Annotated in this window: 24 protein-coding genes; 13 read left to right on the top strand and 11 right to left on the bottom strand. The window is 54.7% G+C overall.

What is annotated here, in order from left to right; all coding sequences use genetic code 11:
• Positions 1-8 precede the first annotated feature (8 nt).
• The 3 genes from tusD to fkpA all read right to left on the bottom strand — a co-directional run bounded on the left by tusD (position 9) and on the right by fkpA (position 2236).
• Positions 9-401 carry a sulfurtransferase complex subunit TusD gene (gene tusD / locus GW579_RS18985; protein WP_165061126.1) on the bottom strand — a complete coding sequence of 131 codons (393 nt, stop codon included), beginning with the start codon at positions 399-401 and terminating at the stop codon, positions 9-11.
• The gene (locus GW579_RS18980; RefSeq protein ID WP_165061123.1) at positions 398-1120 is read right to left on the bottom strand and encodes a helix-turn-helix transcriptional regulator; all 723 of its coding nucleotides are present in this window, start codon (positions 1118-1120) and stop codon (positions 398-400) included. The genes tusD and GW579_RS18980 overlap by 4 nt, the downstream gene beginning before the upstream one ends.
• 264 nt (positions 1121-1384) lie before the next feature.
• Positions 1385-2236: an FKBP-type peptidyl-prolyl cis-trans isomerase gene (gene fkpA / locus GW579_RS18975; RefSeq protein WP_165061120.1), complete on the bottom strand. Its 852-nt coding sequence runs from the start codon at positions 2234-2236 to the stop codon at positions 1385-1387.
• A 291-nt stretch (positions 2237-2527) separates the two neighbouring features.
• On the opposite strand from fkpA, the gene GW579_RS18970 reads away from it, so the two are divergent.
• Positions 2528-2746 carry a protein SlyX gene (locus GW579_RS18970; RefSeq protein ID WP_112288598.1) on the top strand — a complete coding sequence of 73 codons (219 nt, stop codon included), beginning with the start codon at positions 2528-2530 and terminating at the stop codon, positions 2744-2746.
• A gap of 71 nt (positions 2747-2817) precedes the next feature.
• On the opposite strand, the gene slyD is transcribed toward GW579_RS18970, so the two are convergent.
• The 4 genes from slyD to kefG all read right to left on the bottom strand — a co-directional run bounded on the left by slyD (position 2818) and on the right by kefG (position 6250).
• Positions 2818-3405, bottom strand: coding sequence for a peptidylprolyl isomerase (gene slyD / locus GW579_RS18965; RefSeq protein WP_165061117.1), 588 nt, complete (start codon positions 3403-3405; stop codon positions 2818-2820).
• 200 nt (positions 3406-3605) lie between these two features.
• Positions 3606-3809: a YheV family putative zinc ribbon protein gene (locus tag GW579_RS18960; RefSeq protein WP_104923594.1), complete on the bottom strand. Its 204-nt coding sequence runs from the start codon at positions 3807-3809 to the stop codon at positions 3606-3608.
• Positions 3810-3887: 78 nt separating this feature from the next.
• The gene (kefB, locus tag GW579_RS18955; protein WP_152327478.1) at positions 3888-5696 is read right to left on the bottom strand and encodes a glutathione-regulated potassium-efflux system protein KefB; all 1809 of its coding nucleotides are present in this window, start codon (positions 5694-5696) and stop codon (positions 3888-3890) included.
• Positions 5696-6250, bottom strand: coding sequence for a glutathione-regulated potassium-efflux system ancillary protein KefG (kefG, locus tag GW579_RS18950; RefSeq protein ID WP_165061115.1), 555 nt, complete (start codon positions 6248-6250; stop codon positions 5696-5698). The genes kefB and kefG overlap by 1 nt, the downstream gene beginning before the upstream one ends.
• Before the next feature lie 129 nt (positions 6251-6379).
• Between kefG and GW579_RS18945 the strand changes: the two genes are divergently transcribed.
• Positions 6380-8296 (top strand): ABC transporter ATP-binding protein, encoded by a 1917-nt coding sequence (locus tag GW579_RS18945; RefSeq protein ID WP_152327479.1) that lies wholly within the window; start codon positions 6380-6382, stop codon positions 8294-8296.
• A 60-nt stretch (positions 8297-8356) separates the two neighbouring features.
• On the opposite strand, the gene GW579_RS18940 is transcribed toward GW579_RS18945, so the two are convergent.
• Positions 8357-8959, bottom strand: coding sequence for a LysE family translocator (locus GW579_RS18940; RefSeq protein ID WP_152327480.1), 603 nt, complete (start codon positions 8957-8959; stop codon positions 8357-8359).
• 100 nt (positions 8960-9059) lie between these two features.
• Here GW579_RS18940 and GW579_RS18935 point away from each other — a divergent pair, with 100 nt between their 5' ends.
• Both GW579_RS18935 and GW579_RS18930 read left to right on the top strand, forming a co-directional pair.
• Entirely contained in the window at positions 9060-10055 is a 996-nt protein-coding gene (locus tag GW579_RS18935; RefSeq protein WP_165061112.1) for a hydrolase, read from the top strand.
• The gene (locus tag GW579_RS18930) at positions 10052-10297 is read left to right on the top strand and encodes a YheU family protein (protein WP_165061109.1); all 246 of its coding nucleotides are present in this window, start codon (positions 10052-10054) and stop codon (positions 10295-10297) included. The genes GW579_RS18935 and GW579_RS18930 overlap by 4 nt, the downstream gene beginning before the upstream one ends.
• 2 nt (positions 10298-10299) lie before the next feature.
• Here the strand turns inward: GW579_RS18930 and GW579_RS18925 are convergent, their stop codons facing one another.
• Complete coding sequence (locus GW579_RS18925) at positions 10300-11106, bottom strand: IclR family transcriptional regulator (RefSeq protein ID WP_152327483.1); 807 nt, start codon at positions 11104-11106, stop codon at positions 10300-10302.
• A gap of 300 nt (positions 11107-11406) precedes the next feature.
• On the opposite strand from GW579_RS18925, the gene yiaK reads away from it, so the two are divergent.
• The 9 genes from yiaK (at position 11407) to GW579_RS18880 (ending at position 20107) form a co-directional block, all read left to right on the top strand.
• Entirely contained in the window at positions 11407-12405 is a 999-nt protein-coding gene (gene yiaK, locus GW579_RS18920) for a 3-dehydro-L-gulonate 2-dehydrogenase (RefSeq protein WP_152327484.1), read from the top strand.
• Between the two features lie 11 nt (positions 12406-12416).
• Entirely contained in the window at positions 12417-12884 is a 468-nt protein-coding gene (locus tag GW579_RS18915; protein WP_165061106.1) for a NanQ anomerase/TabA/YiaL family protein, read from the top strand.
• 52 nt (positions 12885-12936) lie between these two features.
• Complete coding sequence (locus tag GW579_RS18910) at positions 12937-13911, top strand: DUF4862 family protein (protein WP_165061103.1); 975 nt, start codon at positions 12937-12939, stop codon at positions 13909-13911.
• 108 nt (positions 13912-14019) lie between these two features.
• Positions 14020-15357 carry an MFS transporter gene (locus GW579_RS18905; protein WP_165061100.1) on the top strand — a complete coding sequence of 446 codons (1338 nt, stop codon included), beginning with the start codon at positions 14020-14022 and terminating at the stop codon, positions 15355-15357.
• Positions 15358-15366: 9 nt separating this feature from the next.
• Positions 15367-16896 (top strand): FGGY-family carbohydrate kinase, encoded by a 1530-nt coding sequence (locus GW579_RS18900; protein ID WP_165061097.1) that lies wholly within the window; start codon positions 15367-15369, stop codon positions 16894-16896.
• A complete protein-coding gene (ulaD, locus tag GW579_RS18895) occupies positions 16889-17548 on the top strand; it encodes a 3-keto-L-gulonate-6-phosphate decarboxylase UlaD (RefSeq protein ID WP_165061095.1) in 660 nt (219 codons plus the stop codon). The genes GW579_RS18900 and ulaD overlap by 8 nt, the downstream gene beginning before the upstream one ends.
• Positions 17545-18405, top strand: a complete 861-nt coding sequence (locus GW579_RS18890; RefSeq protein WP_165061092.1) for an L-ribulose-5-phosphate 3-epimerase — start codon at positions 17545-17547, stop codon at positions 18403-18405. The genes ulaD and GW579_RS18890 overlap by 4 nt, the downstream gene beginning before the upstream one ends.
• Positions 18399-19100, top strand: a complete 702-nt coding sequence (gene araD, locus GW579_RS18885) for an L-ribulose-5-phosphate 4-epimerase (protein WP_152327491.1) — start codon at positions 18399-18401, stop codon at positions 19098-19100. Before GW579_RS18890 ends, araD begins: the two co-directional genes overlap by 7 nt.
• A gap of 137 nt (positions 19101-19237) precedes the next feature.
• Positions 19238-20107 (top strand): phosphoribulokinase, encoded by an 870-nt coding sequence (locus tag GW579_RS18880; RefSeq protein WP_013573636.1) that lies wholly within the window; start codon positions 19238-19240, stop codon positions 20105-20107.
• Positions 20108-20112: 5 nt separating this feature from the next.
• Here GW579_RS18880 and GW579_RS18875 read toward each other — a convergent pair whose 3' ends face one another.
• Positions 20113-21297 carry an amidohydrolase gene (locus GW579_RS18875; RefSeq protein WP_165061089.1) on the bottom strand — a complete coding sequence of 395 codons (1185 nt, stop codon included), beginning with the start codon at positions 21295-21297 and terminating at the stop codon, positions 20113-20115.
• Between the two features lie 15 nt (positions 21298-21312).
• Complete coding sequence (locus GW579_RS18870; protein WP_165061086.1) at positions 21313-22503, bottom strand: MFS transporter; 1191 nt, start codon at positions 22501-22503, stop codon at positions 21313-21315.
• Between the last annotated feature and the right edge of the window lie 190 nt (positions 22504-22693).

The following is a 22693-nucleotide window of genomic DNA, read 5'->3' as shown; positions in this document are numbered from 1 at the left end:
ATAGCACATCAGAACTGCACCATACGATCACAGGTCAGCGAAGCTTCAGCAAGGCTGCCCAGGCCGGTCAGATGGAAACCCGGTTGAAGGTTAGTCTGACCGTGCCCCTGATTATGGGCTTCCGTTTCGTCAATCACACCGCGACGCAAAGCCGCAGCAACACAAACATTCAGCGCCACCTGATGATCGGCTGCCATTCTCTGCCAGGATCTCACTAAATCGAATTCATCGGAGGCTGGCGCAGAAAGCAGGTTGCCGTTCAGTACGCCTTCGCGATAGAAAAAAACGCTGTTGAGCTGATGCCCGCTCGCAATGAGCGCCAGTGCGAACTGATAAGCCGCACTGGCTTGCTGAGTTCCATACGCCGGACCGGTTACCAAAAGGCAGTAGCGGAGCTTCAACGTTCGTTCCCCACCAGGTCACCACTTTTAAACTGGCGGATATATAGATATACCGTGTGCTTGGAAATATTCAGACGGTCAGCCACCTGATTAATGGCATCTTTAATATCAAAAATACCTTTTTCATAGAGATTCAGCACAACCTGACGGTTCTTCGCATTGTTAGAAACATTGCGGTCCGCATTCACCTCTTCAATGGTGAATTCCAGCGTCTGAGCGACCAGATCGTCAACCGACGACGCGAAGTTCACCGAAGAAGCGACTTCCTGCGTTTCCGGCGGCATGAAGGTCTGAATGATCTGCGAGAAAGGCACATCAAGATTCATGTTGATGCATAGCAGCCCGATGACACGCTGCTCACGGTTGCGGATGGCGATAGTCACCGACTTCATCAGCACACCGCTTTTAGCACGGGTGAAATAGGCTTTGGAGACATTGCTGTCAGCACCGGTCATGTCATGTAACATGCGCAGCGCGAGATCCGTAATCGGTGAGCCGATTTTGCGGCCGGTATGTTCGCCATTGGCGATGCGAACCGCAGAGCATTTCAGATCTTCCAGTGAATGAAGAACAATTTCGCAGTGCTCACCAATCAGCATAGCAAGCCCGTCCACCACGGCCTCGTATGAAGACAAAATTTCATGGTCGACCTGGCTGAAAGGACGTTGGTCCAGCAAATCCAGATCGCCGGTTTCGCCAGTTATAAGCGAATTAGACATCGAAGCTACCACCCTCTATATCGCGCCTTCCAACGGGAGTCAGAGCGCATTATTCATCGTTCCAGGGTCGTTACTGTATCAAAAGTACAGAAAAAACGGCCTTGCGAGTATATGGATCTGTGACGTTATGCCGGGCAGACAAAAGCGTCAAGTTATCATCATAGAGTAACCGCAATAAAATGAGGGGCTGGTTCAAATAAAAGTTACTGACGAAAAAAAACCGCCGCATTAAGCGACGGTTTCATGCAGCAACTGTGCGGTAGCTTAGTTAGCTTTCGGCGCAGCTTCGGCTTCAGCAGGTTTTTCAGCAGCTTTTGTATCAGCTTTTGGCGCTGCTTTCACGTCCAGCAGTTCAACATCGAACACCAGAGTGGAGTTAGCCGGGATCCCCGGGACGCCAGTTTTGCCGTAAGCCAGTTCTGGTGGGATGACCAGCTTGATTTTGCCGCCTTTCTTGATGTGTTTCAGGCCTTCGGTCCAGCCTGGGATAACACCGTCAAGACGGAAGGACAGTGGCTCGCCACGAGTATAAGAGTTATCGAACTCAGTCCCGTCGGTCAGGGTGCCTTTGTAGTTAACAACAACGGTATCGCTGTCTTTCGGCGCTGCGCCGGTACCTGGTTTCTCTACCTGATACAGCAAACCAGATTCAGTTTTCTTCACGCCTTTTTCTTTGGCGAAATCAGCACGGAATTTGTCGCCTTTGTCAGCGTTAGCTTTAGCGTCCTGCTCCATTTTAGCCTGTGCAGATGCTTTCACACGGCCTTCGAAGGTTTGCAGAGTTTGCTCGATTTCCTGGTCAGACAGTTTGCTTTTGTTTGCAAACGCGTCCTGAACACCGGCGATCAGCTGGTCTTTATCGAGTTTGATGCCCAGTTTTTCTTGTTCTTTCAGTGAATTGTCCATGTAACGGCCCAGAGATGCACCCAGTGCATACGCTGCCTGCTCGTCATCACTTTTGAACTTGGTCTTATCTGTTGCTGCCGGTGCAGCTGCAGCGGCTGGCGCAGGGGCAGCAGCGGCCGGTGCTGTGGCTTCAGCAGCCATAACCTGAGTGGCATTCAGGGCGATCGCCATGGTAGTTGCCAGCAGAGTTACTTTAAACAGTGATTTCATCCATTTCTCCAAGACCAGAAGTGTGTGACCTCTGGTAATAATTACGAAAGTTCGGCGGTTACTATAACTGTCCGTCTCACGACAAAACAATCTCTATACACGCCATTAGCGTCTTATTCCGACCTTTTTTGCATCAATTAGTTTCCTAAAATTATCAGGGCGTACAGATAAAGCGCCGCAGGTCAGGCAATCAGGCGGGTTTACGGGTAGAATCGCCAGTCTACAATACAGAATGAGGTTCCGGTCAGCGCTCAATCTGAGAGGCTTGGGACGCACAATGAGGGAATGATGATGGACTCAAACACCGTTGAACAACGTCTGGAGATGCTGGAAAACAAGCTGGCTTTTCAGGAAATTACTATCGAAGAGCTCAATCTGATCGTCACCCAGCATCAGCTGGAAATGAGCAGATTGCATGATCACCTGCGCCTGCTGACAGACAAGCTTCGCGCCAGTCAGCCGTCAATGATTGCCGATCAGTCGGAAGAAACGCCGCCGCCGCATTATTGATGCTGTTTCCGACGCAACAAAAAGGCGCCCTTCCGGCGCCTTTCGTTTTTATCGCTTTGCAGGCAAAGTGATCAGTGGCAACCACAGCCGCCGTTGCCGCCACAACCGCCTTTTTTACCGTGATCATGGTCGTGGCCGTGGCCACCGCAGCAACCGTCACCGTGTTCATGGTCGTGACCATGATCATGGCCGTGTTCGCCGTGAACGTGGCCGTGAGCCAGTTCTTCTTCAGTCGCTTCGCGGATAGCAACAACTTCAACGTGGAAGTTCAGATCCTGACCCGCCAGCATGTGGTTACCGTCAACCACAACGTGGTCGCCGTCAACTTCAGTGATTTCGACAGGAACCGGGCCCTGATCGGTGTCAGCCAGAAAACGCATGCCAACTTCCAGCTCGTCAACGCCCATGAAGACGTCTTTCGGTACGCGCTGAACCAGGTTTTCGTCGTAGTTTCCGTAAGCGTCGTTTGCGCCTACATGCACATCGAACACATCACCAACAGCATGACCATCAAGTGCAGTTTCCAGACCGGAGATCAGGGAACCATGGCCGTGCAGGTAATCCAACGGTGCGCTCACCGGAGATTCGTCAACCAACACACCGTCTTCTGTACGTACCTGATATGCCACACTGATGACCAGGTCTTTTGCTACTTTCATGATAACTCCTACCGTTGGATACTCAATTTGTTGTCTGCGAACGTTTCGGGAACGATCGCTACTTCGCTTAAGGTTAATTCAGTGACGGCGTCTTTTGGATGAGATCATCCTGAAAAGCACCGCCGGATAAATTTGGCGAAGAGTGTAACGGAAATCCGCGTCTCTGTACTTAACAGCATAAAAAAACGCGAGCGATAACGCTACTTCGGATCGAAAATACCAATCACCTGCTCTTCCGGGCGCAGCTTCTTACTGACCTGCGCGTCGGTCTGCCGCTGGTGGTGTCCGCACTTCACGCACTCCACCACTTCGACCTGATCTTCCTGCCATAAAGCCAGTGTATCCATCGCCTTACATTTCGGACACACCGCACCAGCGATGAAACGTTTACGGGTAGACGCCATGTTAATTCTCCTGAAATTTTCGACATTGCTTCCGGTCATTTTTCATTCAGACGGCACAAAAAATTTTCGTCTGCCGGACTATTCATCATCGTCCCAGCCGTCAAGCTGACGCCGTTCGTTGTGCATTTCGCTCTGGAAGATATCTTCCAGCTCACGCCGCGCTTCTTTCACGCGGGAAATCTGCGCCACGTCGCCGCGGTTTTGCGGCACCAGTTCACGCAGCATCCGCATATCAAGACGGCGGAAATGCTGCTGAGCACGGTAGGCGCTGTGCGGATGCATGCCCAACGTCACCAGCGCCTTTTTCCCTAACTCCAGCGCACTGGAAAACGTCTCGCGGGAGAAGTTCGCCACACCGGCCTGCAACAACTCATGTGCTTCAACACGCCCCCGGGCGCGGGCAAGAATATTCAGATGCGGAAAATGCTGCTGGCAAAGATGCACGATGGTCATCGTATCTTCCGGCTCATCGCAGGTAATCACGATCGACTTCGCTTTTTCCGCGCCAGACGCCCTGAGCAATTCCAGTTCAGTTGCATCGCCGTAATACACTTTGTAGCCATAAGTCCGCATCAGCCCGACGGCGCTGATATCGCGCTCCAGCACGGTAATCCGCATTTTGTTCGCCATAAGCAGACGGCCAATCACCTGCCCGAAACGCCCGAACCCGACAATAATCACCTGCGGTTCATCATCCTGCACAAAGTGTTTTTCATCGCTTTCTTCACCGTCGTTGTAGCGGCGAACCAGAATGCGATCCACCCACTGCATCAGCAGCGGCGTGGTCATCATTGATAACGTCACCACCACCAGCAACAGCGAAAGCTGCGAGGAAGAAATGACTTTCTGCGCCCCCGCAGCCGAGAACAGTACGAAGGCAAACTCCCCGCCCTGACTGAGAACGGCAGAAAACTGCAACCTAACCGACGTCCGCAATCCAAAAATCCGCGAAAGCGCGTAAAGCACAGCGCCTTTGACGGTCACGAGAATAATGACGCCCGCCAGCACCAGCAGAATATGGGTGTAAAGCACGCCGAGATTGAGCGCCATGCCGACGGAAATAAAGAACAGCCCGAGCAGTAAACCCTTAAACGGCTCTATCGCGATTTCCAGTTCGTGCTGATATTCACTTTCGGCCAGTAAAATACCGGCGATGAACGTTCCGAGCGCCATCGAAAAGCCCAGCGTATCCATAAACAGCGCGGAACCGAGGACCACGAGAAGCGCCGCCGCCGTAAAAACTTCGCGGACGCCAGAGGCCACAATCAGCCGGAAGATTGGCCGCAGCAGATAGCGCCCGCCGATCAGCATGCCGCCGAAAGCCAGCACTTTCATGCCGATCATTTCCCAGTTATTGCTGCCTTCAGAACCGCCCGCCAGAATGGGGATCAGCGCCAAAGCAGGGATTACCGCGATATCCTGAAACAGCAGCACGGCAAAACCCAGCTGACCGCCTTCATTACGCGTCATGCCCTTGTCGCGCATCAGCTGCAACGCCATCGCCGTTGATGACATCGCCAGCCCGATGCCGCCGATCACCGCCGCCTGCCAGGAGAATTTCGTCAGCCACAATAAACCGCCGAGCACCAGCGCGGTCAGAATCACCTGCCCGGCGCCGACGCCAAAAATTTGCCGCCGCAGCGCCCACAGTTTTCCCGGATTCAGCTCCAGCCCGATGATAAACATCAGGAACACTACGCCCAGCTCGGAGAAATGCAGAATTTCATCGACGTCGCGGATAAAGCCCAGCCCCCACGGGCCGATGGCGATCCCGGCCAGCAAATAACCGAGCACCGCGCCAATCCCTAAACGCTGGGCAACAGGAACTGCAACCACGGCCGCGAATAAAAACAGCAAGATCGCGGCGGGTAAATTTGAACCGTCCATCAGGCAATCCCTCCGTTCGGCAGCGGGGATTTCAGCCATTCGCCATAAGCTTCGGCGTGGCTTTGCAGCACATCAGGTTTCTGACGGCGCGCCCAGTAAATGATAATCGGCGTCATCCAGTGCATATGGCACATCGCCGACGTCAGCTCGAACGGACGCATAATGTCGGACATCGGGTAACGGTTATATCCGCCCGCTTTATACGCCCCTTCCGGCTCGCCGGTGGTCACAACCGAACGCCAGTATTTTCCGTTCAGCGCATTCCCGCCAGCACCACTGGCAAAACCGCGCGCCAGAACGCGATCCATCCACTCTTTCAGCAGCGCCGGGCAACTGTAGGTATAAAGAGGATGTTGGAAAACAATCACTTTGTGGTCGCGGAGCAATTGCTGCTCGCGATGAATATCAATAAAAAAATCAGGATAGTGAGCGTACAAATCATGCACAGTGACATGTCCGAGCTGCTGGGCTTGTTGCAGTAAAACGCGGTTGGCGACCGAATCGGGTGATTCCGGGTGAGCGTAAAGCAGCAAAACCTTTGGTGGCTGCGACATCAATACCTCCAAAGCGTCGTCAGGGTGCGGTTTTTCCGTTACCATGCTTCGCAAAGACTAAATGGGACGCGATACGTCTTGTTTAAATCATTATCATGACAATTTAACATACTCTCAACACGGCGCTTTATGATTGTTTTCTCCTCCTTACAAATCCGACGCGGCACCAATGTGCTGCTGGACAACGCGTCTGCGACTATCAATCCCGGCCAGAAAGTCGGATTGGTGGGCAAAAATGGCTGCGGTAAATCCACCCTGATTTCCCTGTTAAAAGGTGAAATGAGCGCCGATGCCGGCAACCTGACGTTTCCGTCTAACTGGGCGCTGGCCTGGGTGAATCAGGAAACGCCAGCGCTTGACGAACCGGCGATAGAGTATGTTATCGACGGCGATCGCGAATTTCGTCAGTTAGAATCCGAATTACAGCACGCCAATGAGCGTGATGATGGCCACGCTATCGCCACACTGCACGGCAAGCTCGATGCGATTAATGCCTGGACGATCCCGGCGCGTGCCGCCAGCCTGCTCAGCGGTTTAGGCTTTACCCAGAATCAGTTGCAGCAGCCGGTGAAATCCTTCTCCGGTGGCTGGCGTATGCGCCTGAACCTGGCGCAGGCGCTGATTTGTCGTTCTGATTTACTGCTGCTCGACGAACCGACCAACCACCTGGATTTAGACGCCGTCATCTGGCTGGAAAAATGGCTGAAAGGCTATACCGGGACGCTGGTCCTGATTTCCCATGACCGCGATTTCCTGGATCCGATTGTCGATAAAATCCTGCATATCGAACAGCAATCGCTGAACGAATACACCGGCAACTACTCGTCTTTCGAACGTCAGCGTGCGACCAAACTGTCGCAACAGCAGGCATTGTTTGAAAGTCAGCAGGAAAAAGTGGCGCATCTGCAAAGTTATATCGACCGTTTCCGTGCGCAGGCGACCAAAGCCAAGCAGGCGCAAAGCCGTATCAAAATGCTGGAACGCATGGAACTGATTGCACCGGCACACGTCGACAATCCTTTTCATTTTAGCTTCCGTTCGCCGGAAAGTTTGCCCGATCCGCTGCTGCGTATGGAAAAAGTCAGCGCCGGTTATGGTGACACCACCATTCTGGAGTCGATCAAACTGAATCTGGTGCCGGGATCGCGTATCGGCTTACTGGGCCGTAACGGTGCCGGTAAATCGACGCTGATCAAACTACTGGCCGGTACCATGCCGCCGCTTCAGGGCGATATCGGTCTGGCGAAAGGCGTTAAGCTCGGTTACTTCGCCCAGCATCAGCTGGAGTTTTTACGTGCTGAAGATTCACCGTTGCAACATCTGGTGCGTCTGGCGAACAAAGAAACCGAACAGCAGTTGCGCGATTATCTCGGCGGATTTGGTTTCCACGGCGACAAAGTCACTGATCCGACCGGACGTTTCTCCGGCGGCGAAAAGGCGCGTCTGGTGCTGGCGCTCATCGTCTGGCAGCGCCCTAACCTGCTGCTGCTCGATGAACCGACCAACCACCTGGATCTCGACATGCGGCAGGCGCTGACCGAAGCATTAATCGACTTCGAAGGCGCGATGGTTGTGGTTTCGCATGACCGTCACTTACTGCGTTCGACTACCGACGATTTGTATCTGGTTCACGGCGGCAAAGTGGAACAGTTCGACGGCGATCTGGAGGATTATCAGCAATGGCTGGTGGATATTCAGCGTCAGGAAAGCCAGCAGGATGCACCGGCCAAAGACGGGGGCGTGAACAGCGCGCAGTCGCGTAAAGATCAGAAGCGCCGCGAAGCCGATTTCCGCAACCAGACTCAGCCGCTGCGTAAGCAAATCACCAAACTTGAAGCGCAGATGGAAAAACTCAGCACTGAGCTGGCGACCATTGAAGAGCGTCTGGCCGATTCCGCGATTTATGACAACAGCCGTAAAGTCGAACTGACCGAATGTCTGCAACAGCAGACCAAAGTCAAAGGCGCGCTGGAAGAAACCGAAATGACCTGGCTCGATGCGCAGGAGCAACTGGAAGAAATGTCGAAAGCACTTGATCTCGACTAGTTGTTTTGTAAACCATCATTTATGAAAAAGGAGCCGCGAGGCTCCTTTTTGCATTGCATCTCAGTGCCAGATCAACAATACGCAGGCCGCGGTGAGAATACCCATCGCGATGTTAAAGGTGTACCACGCGCGCTTACTGCGCAGCAGGCGCCCAATCACCGTACCGAATCCGAGCCAGATAATCCCGGAAACCAGATTCACCAGGAACATCCCGAGGCTGATACCGGCAATCGAATGGTTGTATGCCTCGCCCGCCAGACTGAAACTGGCAACCGCGCCAAGTCCCATCAGCCAGGCTTTCGGGTTGAGGAATTGCAACAGCCAGCCCTGATATAAACGGATTGGCTTCGGTGGCGGTGCGCCGGTTTCCAGCGTTTCATAGGCAGACGTGGCAATTTTCCACGCCAGCCACAGCAGATACAGGCTCCCGGCAATTTTGAGGAAAAGGTGTAACGCCGGATAAACCGTAATCAGCCCGCCGACACCGAAGGCCACCAGCAGCAAAATACTTTGCATGCCGAGCATAATGCCCACCATCAGCCAGATTGAGCGGAAAAAACCGAAGTTAGCGCCAGACGTGGTTAACAACATATTGTTCGGGCCTGGGGTGATAGCAGCGACCCATAAAAATCCGAGCATTGAGAAAAATAAACCGAGTTCCATTTAATTTGGGTACTCCGACCCGAAAGATGTGCGATAGCATTGAAGCTAACAGCGTGATATTGATCGCACAAGAGCCTCTTAAGAGAAATTTATTCATCTTATGGTTGAATCCTTTCGTCCCCTGCGCGGGGGCAGTAATCCGCACATCCAGACGCTGTTACCGCGTCTGGTGCGCCGTCATGCAAAGCTCAAACCTCACTGGCAAAGACTGGATACGCCGGACGGCGATTTTCTGGATCTCGCGTGGAGTGAAGATCCGGAAAAGGCGCGGCATAAACCACGCATGATCTTGTTTCACGGGCTGGAAGGCAGTTTTTACAGCCCGTACGCTCACGGATTATTACAGGCGTGGAAAGACAAAGGCTGGCTCGGCGTCGTGATGCATTTTCGCGGATGCAGCGGCGAACCCAATAAACTTCAGCGCATTTATCATTCCGGTGAAACCGAAGATGCCCGCTTTTTCATCCGCTGGCTCAATGAAACTTATGGCGAAGTGCCGACCGGTGCCGTGGGCGTTTCGCTCGGCGGCAATATGCTGGCGTGTTATCTCGGGCAGGAAGGCGAAAATTGCACACTCCAGGCGGCGGTTGTGGTATCTGCACCACTGATGCTGGAGCCTTGCGCCTACCGGCTGGAACAAGGTTCATCAAGGATTTATCAGCGATATTTACTCGACCAGCTCAAAGGTAATGCCTCGCGCAAACTGGCAAAATATCCGGGAACACTGCCCGTCACGCTGTCGCAGTTGAAAGCCATGCGCCGTATCCGTGATTTCGATGATGCCATCACCTCAAAAGCGCACGGTTTTACCGACGCGCTGGATTATTACCGCCGGTGCAGCGGTATGCCGCTGCTGGCGCAGGTCAGAACGCCGTTGCTGATTATCCACGCCAAAGACGATCCGTTTATGACGCCGGACGTCATCCCGAAAGCAGAAGATTTACCGGCTTGCGTGGAATATCAGTTAACAGAACATGGCGGGCATGTCGGCTTTGTTTCCGGCAGCCTGCGACACCCGAAAATGTGGCTGGAACAACGCATTCCGGCCTGGATCGCCCCGTATTTAGAATCAAAGACAAAGGAAGCAATAAAGTGATTATCCCCTGGCAGGAACTGGACGCCGAACTGCTCACCAGTGTGGTGGAGTCTTTCGTATTGCGCGAAGGCACCGATTACGGTGAGCAGGAACGTTCTCTGGAGCAAAAAGTCGATGATGTTAAACGCCAGCTGAAAAGCGGCGAGATTGTGCTGGTCTGGTCAGAATTGCATGAAACGTTAAATATCATGCCCCGGGGCCAGTTCCGCGCCGGGCATGAAGAAATGCCGCAGGACTGGTGATCTCACCCCACTTTCAGCCCAAGCTCACCGGAAATCGCGGCCGCGGTTTCCTTCAGCGGTTTCAGCAGGGCTTCTTCGCCGATCACGCCGAGTTTTGCCGTCGAGAGTGAAATCGAGACGGCGTACGTCACGCGCCGGTGGATATCAAACACAGGCACCGCCAGACAGGATACGCCAAGCTCATTTTCTTCCCTGTCCATCGCCAGGCCCTGTTCGCGGATCTGTGCCAGCTCTTTGTCCATCTCTTTCAGGCTGACAATCGTATTGCGGGTCAGCGGCTGGATCTGTTCGCTGTGACTTTCCCAGTAAGCCGGCACGTAATCCTGATGCCCGTATGCCATGTAGATTTTGCCCATCGCCGAGCAATACAGCGGCATATGCTGGCCAATGTAGGCGCGGGTTCGCAGCATTCCGGTGGTCGGTTCCAGCTTGTAAATCAGAATGGCGTGGTCGTCTTCCCGGCTGGAGAAATTAACGGTTTCGCCAGTCGCGATATTCAGTGCTTCAAGATGGGGCGCGGCGACGTGGATAATATTCAGGGAAGACAGTGACTTCTGGCCGACAGAAATAAATTTGGTGGTTAAGCGATAACTTCCTGCCGCCGGAGCAGGCGTGACATAACCGCAGGATTGCAGCCCCTGAAGTAAACGGTGAACCGTGCTTTTATTCAGTTCCGCCAGTTCAGAAAGATGCGCCAGCGGGCAGCCGTTCGGGTAATTGCTGAGGATTTCGATCAGCTGTAACCCACGGAACAGGCTCTGACTTCCTGCCGGTTTATCTTTGCCCTGTTCGTTCTCTGCGTCTTTCATACCTTGAAGAATTCCCGTTGTGCCGATGGCGTTTCAATCCTGAACCGATGGTATAGCAAACTTCCTTCACACGCGAAATAACTCCTTTTCCCTGCCTGCTTTTTGACTTGCCTAAAATGTGTCCTTCATCACGAACCGGACATGAATTTTTTATCCAACTGATTTTAAAGCGTTTTAAAAATACCCGGATGGATTGTTATCCGTACCGGACAAGAGTAGATTTTTGAAATCATATTCCACATAGTGAAATATAGAGATCTAAAAACAACCAAACATTTAACAATCTCACCGGAGAAAGGTATGAAACTGAGCTTTGAAACGTTGCAAAAGGAGTTCAAAAGGGTGCTTATCGCGCGCCACGTCAAACCTGACGTCGCAGATGAATGCGCCACGATGTTTGCCCAAACCACAGAGTCCGGCGTGTATTCCCACGGCGTAAACCGTTTCCCGCGCTTCATTCAGCAACTGGATCAGGGTGACATTCACCCGGACGCCGTGGCGAAGAAAATCCTGTCGCTGGGCGCCATTGAACAGTGGGATGCGCAGCGCTCAATCGGCAATCTGACGGCGAAAAAAATGATGGATCGCGCCATCTCTCTGGCCTCCGACCACGGCATCGGGCTGGTGGCGTTACGCAATGCCAACCACTGGATGCGCGGCGGAAGTTACGGCTGGCAGGCGGCAGAAAAAGGTTACATCGGGATTTGCTGGACGAACTCCATCGCGGTTATGCCACCGTGGGGCGCAAAAGAATGCCGCATCGGCACGAACCCGCTGATCGTCGCCATCCCCGGCTCGCCGATCACCATGGTGGATATGTCGATGTCGATGTTCTCCTACGGTATGCTGGAAGTGAACCGTCTCGCAGGCCGTGAACTGCCGGTCGACGGCGGCTTCGACGACAACGGCCAGCTGACCCGCGAGCCCGGCGTTATAGAAAAGAACCGGCGCATTTTGCCGATGGGCTACTGGAAAGGTTCCGGTTTATCCATTGTGCTGGACATGATTGCCACTCTGCTTTCCGACGGCGCGTCCGTGGCGGAAGTCACCGAAGACAACTCGGATGAATACGGGATTTCGCAGATTTTCATCGCCATCGAAGTTGACCGCCTGATTGACGGCGCGACCCGCGATGCAAAACTCCGGCGCATTATGGATTACGTCACCACCGCCGAACGCAATAATCCGGACGAAGCCGTGCGCCTGCCGGGCCACGAATTCACCCGCCTGCTGGCAGAAAACCGCCGCAACGGGATCACCGTCGATGACAGCGTTTGGGCGAAAATTCAGGCCTTATAAGGAGCTGGCTCATGATATCCGGACATATCAGCAACCCGTATCCCTGTACGTTTCCCGCAGCGATTGAGAAGGCACTGAATTTTCTACGCACCACGGATTTTCGCGCTCTGGAAACCGGCGTCGTCGAAATTGAAGGCAGGGATATTTATGCGCAGATCCTCGATCTGACGACCAAAGAGAAAACGGAAAATCAGCCCGAAGTTCACCGTCGTTATATTGATATTCAATTTTTAGCCTGGGGCAATGAAATTATTGGTTATGCCGCCGACCGGGGGAATAATCTAATATCTCAGTCATTGCTTGAAGAACGAGACATTATTTTTTATCACGACATGGAAAACGAATCCGAAATTATCATGATACCGGGAACCTACGCCATATTCTTCCCGCAGGATGTTCACCGCCCGGCGTGTATTCATCATACCGTCAGTAATATCCGAAAAATTGTCGTCAAAGTAAAAGTGGATAAACTCGGGTAACCGTCAGGATAAAACAGTTCGGGAAGACAGTTAATTCAATGGGGAAATATCTATGCAAAAGCATGCAGGCTTTATTGTCGGCGCTTATCCTTGCGCGCCCTCTTTTCATCAGCGAAATGAAAATGAAGAAAGCGAATTCTGGCGCAAGCTGGCCGATATTCCGGGGATCCGTGGAATAGAACAACCTTGTCTTGAAACGTTACATCCGTATGGCGATGAATGGTTATTCCGCCATCTGCCTGACGAGTGGGACATCGTGGTGACCGGGGTGATGGAAACCATGCGCAGGCGCGGAACCTTGCCGGGCTTCGGGCTGGCGTCCGAAGACGCTGAACAGCGTCGCGCCTGTGTTGGCTATTACCGCCACATTTTCGAAAAGGTTGAGCAGACCAATACGCGCGTTGGCAGAAACAAAGTGCTGGCCGTGGAGTTGCAGTCCGCGCCGCTGGCTGGCACACAAAATGTCAGTCTTGCCGCGCGCTGTTTTACGGAGTCCCTGAAGGAAATCCTGAGCTGGGACTGGCCGTGCGGGCTGGTTATCGAGCATTGCGATGCGCTGGATAAACCGGCTTCACGCAAAGGTTTTCTGCCGCTGGCGCACGAACTGACGGCGATTGCTGAGGCCAAAGCTTACACCGGGAAAACGGCCGGAGTGTGTATCAACTGGGCGCGTTCCGCCATTGAAGGCCGCAATACGTCCCTGCCGCTGGAACATCTGCAAATCAGCCAGCAGGCCGGTGTTCTTCAGGCGCTGATGTTCTCGGGCACCACCCGCGAAGGTGTTTATGGCGACTGGCAAGATCTGCACGCACCGTTTGCGCCGTTCGCAGGCAGTGAAGCGGAATGTCAGGAAAGCCTGATGACCGTCGATATTGCCGCCGAAATGTTCCGGCACGCACCACCGGAATCCCTGAACTTCTCGGGAATTAAATTACTGGAAATTAATGCCAGCGCCGGCGTGGATCATCGTATTGCTATTTTGCAGGACGGTATTAAGGCCATGAATCTGGCAATCAATAAAAAATAACAATCATAAAATAGCGACATCTTATTTTACACCACATCCCTTTTTTCTGAGGGGAAACCCGCTCGTCTGTTAAACGGGCTCTGTAACTCATTATTAAGGTAATAAGTTATGAATAAGAACTCTGACACTCTGCAAAGCAATCGTTCATTAAAAGAAATACCCAAACAGCGCTGGCTTAGAATTATTCCACCAATCCTGATTGCCTGTATTATCTCTTATATGGACAGGGTAAATATTGCCTTTGCCATGCCGGGCGGAATGGACGCTGAATTAGGCATTACCGCATCAATGGCCGGGCTGGCTGGCGGCATATTCTTCCTCGGGTATTTATTCCTTCAGGTACCAGGCGGGAAAATCGCGGTTCACGGCAGTGGTAAGAAATTCATCGGCTGGTCACTGGTTGCGTGGGTCATTATTTCGATTCTCACCGGCCTGGTCACCAATCAGTATCAGCTGCTCTTCCTGCGCTTCTCGCTGGGCGTTGCAGAAGGCGGCATGCTGCCGGTCGTACTGACGATGATCAGCAACTGGTTCCCCGATGCCGAACGCGGCAGGGCGAACGCGATTGTGATCATGTTCGTGCCCATCGCCGGGATCATCACCGCTCCCCTCTCCGGCTGGATCATCAGCGCACTCGACTGGCGCTGGCTGTTCATCATTGAAGGGTTGCTTTCCGCCGCCGTTCTGGCGATGTGGGTGCTGACCGTTTGTGACCGCCCGCAGGAGGCGCGCTGGATTTCGCCCGAAGAAAAAAACTGGCTGATATCGACGCTGGCCGCCGAACAGAAAGCCATAGCGGGGAAAGAAGTCAGAAACGCCTCGCTCGGCGCGGTGCTGGCCAACCGGACGATGTGGCAGCTTATCGCCCTGAATTTCTTCTATCAGACCGGCATTTACGGCTACACCCTGTGGCTGCCGACCATCCTGAAAGAGCTGACACATTCCACTATGGGCCAGGTCGGCGTCCTCGCGATCCTGCCTTACATCGGCGCCGTGGCGGGCATGCTGCTGTTCTCCTCGCTGTCTGACCGCACCGGCAAACGCAAATTGTACGTGTTCCTGCCCCTCCTCGGCTTTGCAGCCTGCATGTTCCTGTCGGTGATGCTGAAAAACACCGTCTGGCTTTCGTATGCCGCGCTGGTTGGCTGCGGTTTCTTCCTGCAATCCGCCGCCGGTGTTTTCTGGACCATTCCCGCCAAGCTTTTCAGCGCGGAAATGGCCGGTGGCGCACGCGGTGTGATTAACGCGCTGGGCAATCTGGGCGGATTCTGCGGGCCGTATGCCGTCGGTTTGCTCATCACGTTCTACAGCAAAGATGCCGGTGTTTATTGTCTGGCGATCTCGCTCACGCTGGCGGCACTGATGGCATTGCTGTTGCCCGCACGGTGTGACGTTCCGGCGCAATCGGCGAACCAATTACCCGACAGCCGTCCGACAGCAGCCTGAGGAAATACGATGAACGCTTCATCCGGAGAATACTGGTTAGGGATCGACTGCGGCGGCACCTACCTCAAGGCAGGATTGTACGATCACACGGGGCAGGAGTCTGGCGTTTGCCGCCAGTCCCTGCCGGTTCTGAGCGACCATCCCGGCTGGGCCGAGCGTGACATGCCTGCGCTGTGGGCGTCGTGCGTCAGCTGTATTGCCGCGCTGCTGCGCCAGCAAAACGTCAGCGGCAATCAGGTGAAAGGCATCGGCATTTCTGCGCAGGGCAAAGGCTTATTCCTGCTGGATAAAGCCGGAAATCCGCTGGGCCGGGGGATTTTGTCCTCCGACCGCCGCGCCGGTGATGTGGTCAGCGCCTGGCAGCGTGACGGCTTGCATCAGCAAATCTATCCGCTGACCCGTCAGGCGCTGTGGGCCGGGCATCCGGTGTCATTGCTGCGCTGGATAAAACTGCATCAGCCGGAGCGTTATCAGCAAATTGGCACGGTAATGATGGCGCACGATTATCTGCGTTATTGCCTGACCGGCGTGCGCGGTTGCGAAGAAACCAACATCTCCGAATCCAATCTGTACCACATGGCGAATGGCGGTTACGACGCACGGCTGGCTGAAATGTTAGGGATTGCCGATATCAGCGCAGCGCTGCCGCCGGTGGTGGGTTCGGCGGAAATCTGCGGAACCGTGACGCCAGACGTCGCGGCGCTGACCGGATTAACCGCAGGCACGCCGGTGGCTGGCGGATTATTCGATGTGGTCTCTACCGCGCTTTGCGCTGGACTTCACGACGAATTCACCCTGAATGCGGTGATGGGCACGTGGGCGGTCACCAGCGGAATATCAGCGGAAATGGAGGCGCAGGAAAATCATCCGTACGTTTATGGCCGCTACGCTGGCGGCGAAGGCTATCTCATCCACGAAGCCAGCCCGACGTCCTCCGCTAATCTCGAATGGCTCAACCAGCAAACCGGCGGCATGGCGTTTGACGAGATTAACCGCGCCGTCAGCGCCCTGCCGAAAGCCGCAACCGACGTTCTGTTCCTGCCCTTCCTTTATGGCAGCAATCAGGGTGTGGAAATGACCGCCGGATTCTATGGCCTGCAATCACTGCACCATCGCGGCCATTTGTTGCAGGCGGTTTACGAAGGCGTGGTGTTCAGCCATATGACGCACCTTAACCGCATGCTCGAACGCTTTCCGCAGGCGAAAACCCTGCGCGTCACCGGCGGTCCGGCGCGTTCAGAGGTCTGGATGCAGATGCTGGCCGACGTCAGCGGCATGCCGGTGGAACTCCCTCAGATCGAAGAAACCGGCTGTCTGGGCGCGGCGCTGGCGGCGATGGTCGGCACCGGCGTGTATCCCACTTTCGCGCGGGCCCAGCGCCATCTGCATTTTGCCGTGAGGCGCCTGGAACCCGACGTCGGTGCGCAGATGGCCTATCAGAAAAAATCACAACGTTACCAGTTCCTGATCGACGCACTGGGCGGTTTCCACGCCCGATGCGCGGCGGCTGACTCACAGGAAAAAACTCATCATGACTAAACCTCTGCTCCAGCTGGCGCTGGATCATACCGACCTTCCGGCCGCGCTGCGCACCGCGAAGGCGCTGAAAAATCACGTCGACATCATCGAGGCGGGCACCATTTTGTGTCTCTGCGAAGGATTGCAGGCCGTAGAAATGCTGCGTGAACTTTGCCCGTATAAGATTCTGGTGGCCGACCTGAAAGTGGCCGACGCCGGAGAAACACTGGCGCTGGAGGCATTTCAAGCCGGGGCTAACTGGATGACGGTGATTTGCGCCGCACCACTGGCGACGGTTATCAAAGCGCACGACGTGGCGAAAACGTATCAGGGTGAAATCCAGATAGAACTTTTCGGCAACTGGACGATGCAGGATGCGCGCGACTGGCACGCGGCGGGGATCCGTCAGGCGATTTACCACCGCGGACGCGACGCGCAGGCCAGCGGACAAACCTGGGGCCAGCAGGATCTGGATCGCATGAAACAGCTGTCGGATATCGGCCTGCGCCTTTCCGTCACCGGCGGCATCACGCCTGCGGATTTACCACTGTTCCGCGATATCGACGTGCAGGCGTTCATCGCCGGACGCGCGTTATCCGACGCAACGCAACCCGCGCAGGTCGCGCAGGCTTTTCACCAGCAAATCAGCGCAATCTGGGGAGCAACGGCATGAGAAAACATCCGCTGGGCATCTATGAAAAAGCGCTGCCCAAACATCTGAGCTGGCCGGAAAGACTGGCGCTGGCGAAAAGCTGCGGCTTTGATTTTGTTGAAATGTCGGTGGATGAAACCGATGAGCGCCTGTCGCGCCTCGACTGGAGCATCACGCAACGCGTCGCGCTGGTCGAAGCGATGATGGAAATCGGTGTCTCCATTCCGTCGATGTGCCTTTCCGCACACCGCCGTTTTCCGTTCGGCAGCCACGATGAAAGCGTCCGCGAACGTGCACGGGAAGTGATGACCAAAGCCATCAAACTGGCGCGCGACCTAGGGATCCGCACCTTACAGCTGGCCGGTTATGACGTGTATTACGAAGCGTCCGACGCAGGTACCCGCGAACGATTTGCCGAAGGGCTGGCGTGGGCAGTCGAACAGGCCGCCGCCGCGCAGGTCACGCTGGCGGTCGAAATCATGGACACCGAATTCATGAATTCGATAACCAAATGGAAAGCATGGGATGAGCGCCTGAATTCACCGTGGTTCAGCGTGTACCCGGACATCGGCAATCTCAGCGCGTGGGGAAACGACATTCCGTCGGAGCTGGCGCTGGGCATTGACCGCATCGCCGCTATCCACCTGAAAGATACCTACCCGGTCACCGCGACCTCTAAAGGCCAGTTCCGCGATGTGCCGTTCGGCGACGGCTGTGTCGATTTCACCGGCTTTTTCCGCACGCTGGGCGCGCTGAATTATCGCGGCGCATTCCTCATCGAAATGTGGACGGAAACCGCCGCCGAGCCGGTACTGGAAATCATCAAAGCCCGTCAGTGGATTGAAGCCAAAATGCAGGAAGGAGAATTCGCATGTTAGAACAGCTGAAACAGGCCGTACTGGAGGCCAATCTGGCGCTGCCTGCGCATCATCTGGTGACGTTTACCTGGGGCAACGTCAGCGCGGTTGACCGCGAAAAGGGGCGGGTGGTGATCAAACCGTCGGGCGTGGAATATACCGACATGTGCGCCAGCGACATGGTCATCGTCGATCTGCATACCGGCGAGCGCATCGAAGGCGACAAAAATCCGTCGTCGGATACCGCCACGCATCTGGCGCTTTACCGGCAGTTTCCGGAAATCGGCGGCATTGTGCATACGCATTCCCGACACGCGACAATCTGGTCGCAGGCCGGGCTGGATTTACCGGCATGGGGCACCACGCACGCTGATTACTTCTACGGCAATATTCCCTGCACGCGCCGGATGACCGAAGCAGAAATCAACGGCGCGTACGAACTGGAAACCGGCAACGTCATAATCGAAACCTTCCTGGAGCGGGGTCTGGACGCCATGCAGGTTCCGGCGGTTCTGGTGCATTCTCACGGGCCATTCGCCTGGGGGAAAAATGCCACCGACGCCGTGCATAACGCCGTCGTGCTGGAGGAATGCGCCTACATGGGCATATTCTCCCGCCAGCTGACGCCCGCACTTGGCGATATGCAACAGACGCTGATGGACAAGCATTACCTGCGCAAACACGGGAAAAATGCCTATTACGGACAGCTGAAATAACCGGTCGTCGCCTGTCACTTCTCGAATAAATATGGTAACAATAGGCTTAATTATGCGCAGCGATACCGCCAGGTCTTCGACCACAGAAAAGACCGCGGTACGCCTGCCTGCCTCACCTTTATGGAGAACAGCGCATTATGTCAGCCAAACATCCTGTTATTGCAGTGACCGGTTCGAGCGGTGCAGGCACCACCACCACCAGCGTGGCCTTTCGTAAAATATTTCAACAACTTGGCCTGCGTGCCGCGGAGCTGGAAGGGGACAGTTTTCACCATTTCACCCGTCCTGAAATGGATGCGGCGATCCGCAAAGCCCGTGACCTCGGGCGCCACATCAGTTACTTCGGGCCGGAAGCCAATGACTTTGGCCTGCTGGAAAAAAGCTTTATCGAATACGGCAAAACCGGCACAGGCCGTTCGCGCAAATATCTGCATACTTATGATGAAGCCGTTCCCTACAATCAGGTGCCGGGTACCTTTACGCCGTGGCAGGCGCTCCCGGAACCGACCGATATCCTGTTTTACGAAGGCCTGCACGGCGGCGTGGTTGCGGACAAAATTGACGTCGCCGCCCAGGTCGATCTGCTGGTCGGCGTGGTGCCCATCGTTAACCTTGAGTGGATCCAGAAACTGGTGCGCGATACCGGCGAGCGCGGGCATTCCCGTGAGGCGGTGATGGATTCCGTAGTGCGTTCGATGGACGACTACATCAACTACATCACGCCGCAGTTTTCCCGCACGCACATTAACTTCCAGCGCGTGCCGACAATCGACACTTCCAACCCGTTTGCTGCCAAAGCCATTCCGTCACTGGATGAAAGCTTTGTGGTGATCCATTTCCAGGGACTCGATGACATTGATTTCCCGTATCTGCTGGCGATGTTGCAGGGCTCGTTTATCTCGCACATTAAAACACTGGTCGTACCGGGCGGGAAAATGGGACTGGCGATGGAGCTGATTATGGCGCCGCTGGTGCAGCGCCTGATGGAAGGTAAAAAAATCGAGTAACGAACTCAGGCGTCGTTCATCAGCAACTGACGGATAAACCCGACATGCAGTGCGACGCCAATCTGTAACGCCTCTTCATCGAGGCGAAAACGCGGATTATGCACACCGTAAGTCGCGCCAATTTTTTCATTCCCGCTGCCAATAAACAGGAAGCAACCCGGTACTTTTTGCTGATAGGAAGAGAAATCCTCACCACCGAACAGCGGCTGAGTGACTTCGCGCAGCGCCTGTGGCCCCAGCGTTTTTTCGATCACCTGACGCGCAATCGCACAGGCCTCAGGATGGTTATCACCGTTCACATAGCCGCGCGTCCAGCGCAGTTCGTATGTCGCACCGTGCGCCGCCGTAATCCCCGAAATAATCTGTTCCATCAGCAACGGAACCTGCTCGCGCACACTGCTGTGATGGGTGCGCAATGTTCCGGCGAGTTTCACGCGTTCCGGAATGACGTTATAACTCTCCCCGCTCTGGAAGGTGGCGATGGTCAGCACCGGCACCTGAAGCGGATCGATGCGGCGCGCAACGACGTTTTGCAGCGCCGTCACCACTTCCGCGCCAATCACCACCGGATCAATGCACAAATGCGGCATCGAACCGTGTCCGCCTTTGCCGGTAATCGTGATGTCGAAGTTATCGGTGGACGCACAGAACACGCCCTCTTTCAGGCCAACCTCGCCCGTCGGAGAATTCGGCATAACGTGCAGGCCGAAGATTTTCTCCACGCCGTCGAGCACGCCTAAATCCACCAGTTCCTGCGCCCCGCCCGGCGGCAACTCTTCCGCATGCTGGAAGATAAACCGCACCGAGCCGTGCAGCGCGGACTGACATTGCGTCAGCACTTTCGCCGCACCCAATAACATCGAGGTGTGCGCGTCATGGCCACAGGCATGCATGACACCCGGCACCGTCGAACAAAACGGCTCATCGTTTTCTTCCTGAATCGGCAGGGCGTCGATATCCGCCCGCAGCGCATACATCGGCCCCGGATAAGCGCCTTTAAGATCGGCAACCACGCTGTTGGGCGTCAGCCGCGTCAGGGTCAGGCCGCCAAAACTTTCCAGCTGTTCCGCAATGTAATCCGCCGTTTTATGTTCCTGAAATGAGAGCTCAGGATGCGCATGAATATGTCTGCGCCAGCGCAAAACATCCGTTTTGACTTCCGCCAGCATCGCTTCAAAATTAAATGTCATCAGACTTCTCCTCAGTTATGCCATGTCGCGCAACGCTGCGCGCGGTTTCAGGGTCAGCGGCAAAATCGCCAGCCCGGCAACCACCATCGCCAGCGCCAGAAAAACAAATGTCGAAAAATACCCGTGCGTCACGGTGATCAGATAGCCCATCGCAATCGGCGCCACGAATCCGCCGAGCGTTCCGCCGGTATTGATAATCCCCATTGCGGCACCCATCACTTCCGGCGGCAGGCGTTTCATCGGCAGCGTAAACACCGTGACAAATGCCGCCATCAGGAAGATATAGCCGAGGAACAGGAACAGCCCGGCAGTCACCGCCGACCCGGAGGTGTAGACCAGCCAGATGCACAGCGCGCTGAGCAGTGCGCTGCAAAAAATCACTTTCGGCTCTTTGCCCTGCATATAACGGCCGACCAGCCAGCCGGTCGCGAGCGAGGAAATCCAGATCCCCATTCCGCCGGTGGCGACCACCAGCCCGGAAACGTCCAGCGACATTCCGCGCTGTTGAACCAGATATTTAGGCAGCCACGCCATCAGGCCGTAAGACGGAATGTTGATGCAGAAAATCGACACGAACAGCAGCACGACAATCGGATTTTTAAGCAGCTCACGGTAGCCGGTCGCTACGCCGTTACGGGCTTCTGCTTTCGGAGGGTTCGGCACAAAAATGATAATCGCAACGGCAATCGCAAACGCCAGAAGGCCGAGAATAGAGAATGATCCGCGCCAGCCGAGCGTATCGAGTGCGTACACCGCAATCAGCGGCCCGGCTGTCATCGCCAGACCGGCGGATGACAGCAATACGGACTGCGCGAAAGTGCGCTGCCCGACATCAAAATTCGAGACCACCGCTTTGGCGCAGGAACACGGATAACCGGAATGTCCGACGCCGGAGAGAAAGCGAAACGTCACCAGCAAACCGAGGCTGAATCCCAGCAAACCGAAGCAGAGCGCGAACCCGCTGAGCAAAAACAGCGAGATACCAAGTACTTTTTTGTAGCCGAAGCGGTCATTCATCCAGCCAGCGGGGATCTGAAACAGCGAATAGGCCAGGAAGAAAATGCCGGTGATGTAACCCAGCTGCTCTGGTTGCAGGTTAAATTCGCGCTCAATCGGCAGCAGCGCGAACCCCATCACCGTTTTGTCGATATACACCACCGCATAACCGACGAACAGCAGGAAGATCATCAGGGAACGACTTTTCATAGCGGATATCCCTTTTTGTTATCACCGCGTCAGAAGTTCTCACTGTCGGGCGAAAAGTAAAATGCGACATGCATCACGTAATCAACTGAATAACAACGCATTATTTATTCCAAATCTGAAGCTATCAGCTTTACAGGTTTGCCATAAGATGCAATTTTTGGGCGGGTGATGCTTTTTACTGATAGGGCTT

Source organism: Rahnella contaminans (assembly GCF_011065485.1).
Taxonomy (GTDB): domain Bacteria; phylum Pseudomonadota; class Gammaproteobacteria; order Enterobacterales; family Enterobacteriaceae; genus Rahnella; species Rahnella contaminans.
This window is presented reverse-complemented; position numbering and strand designations above follow the sequence as displayed.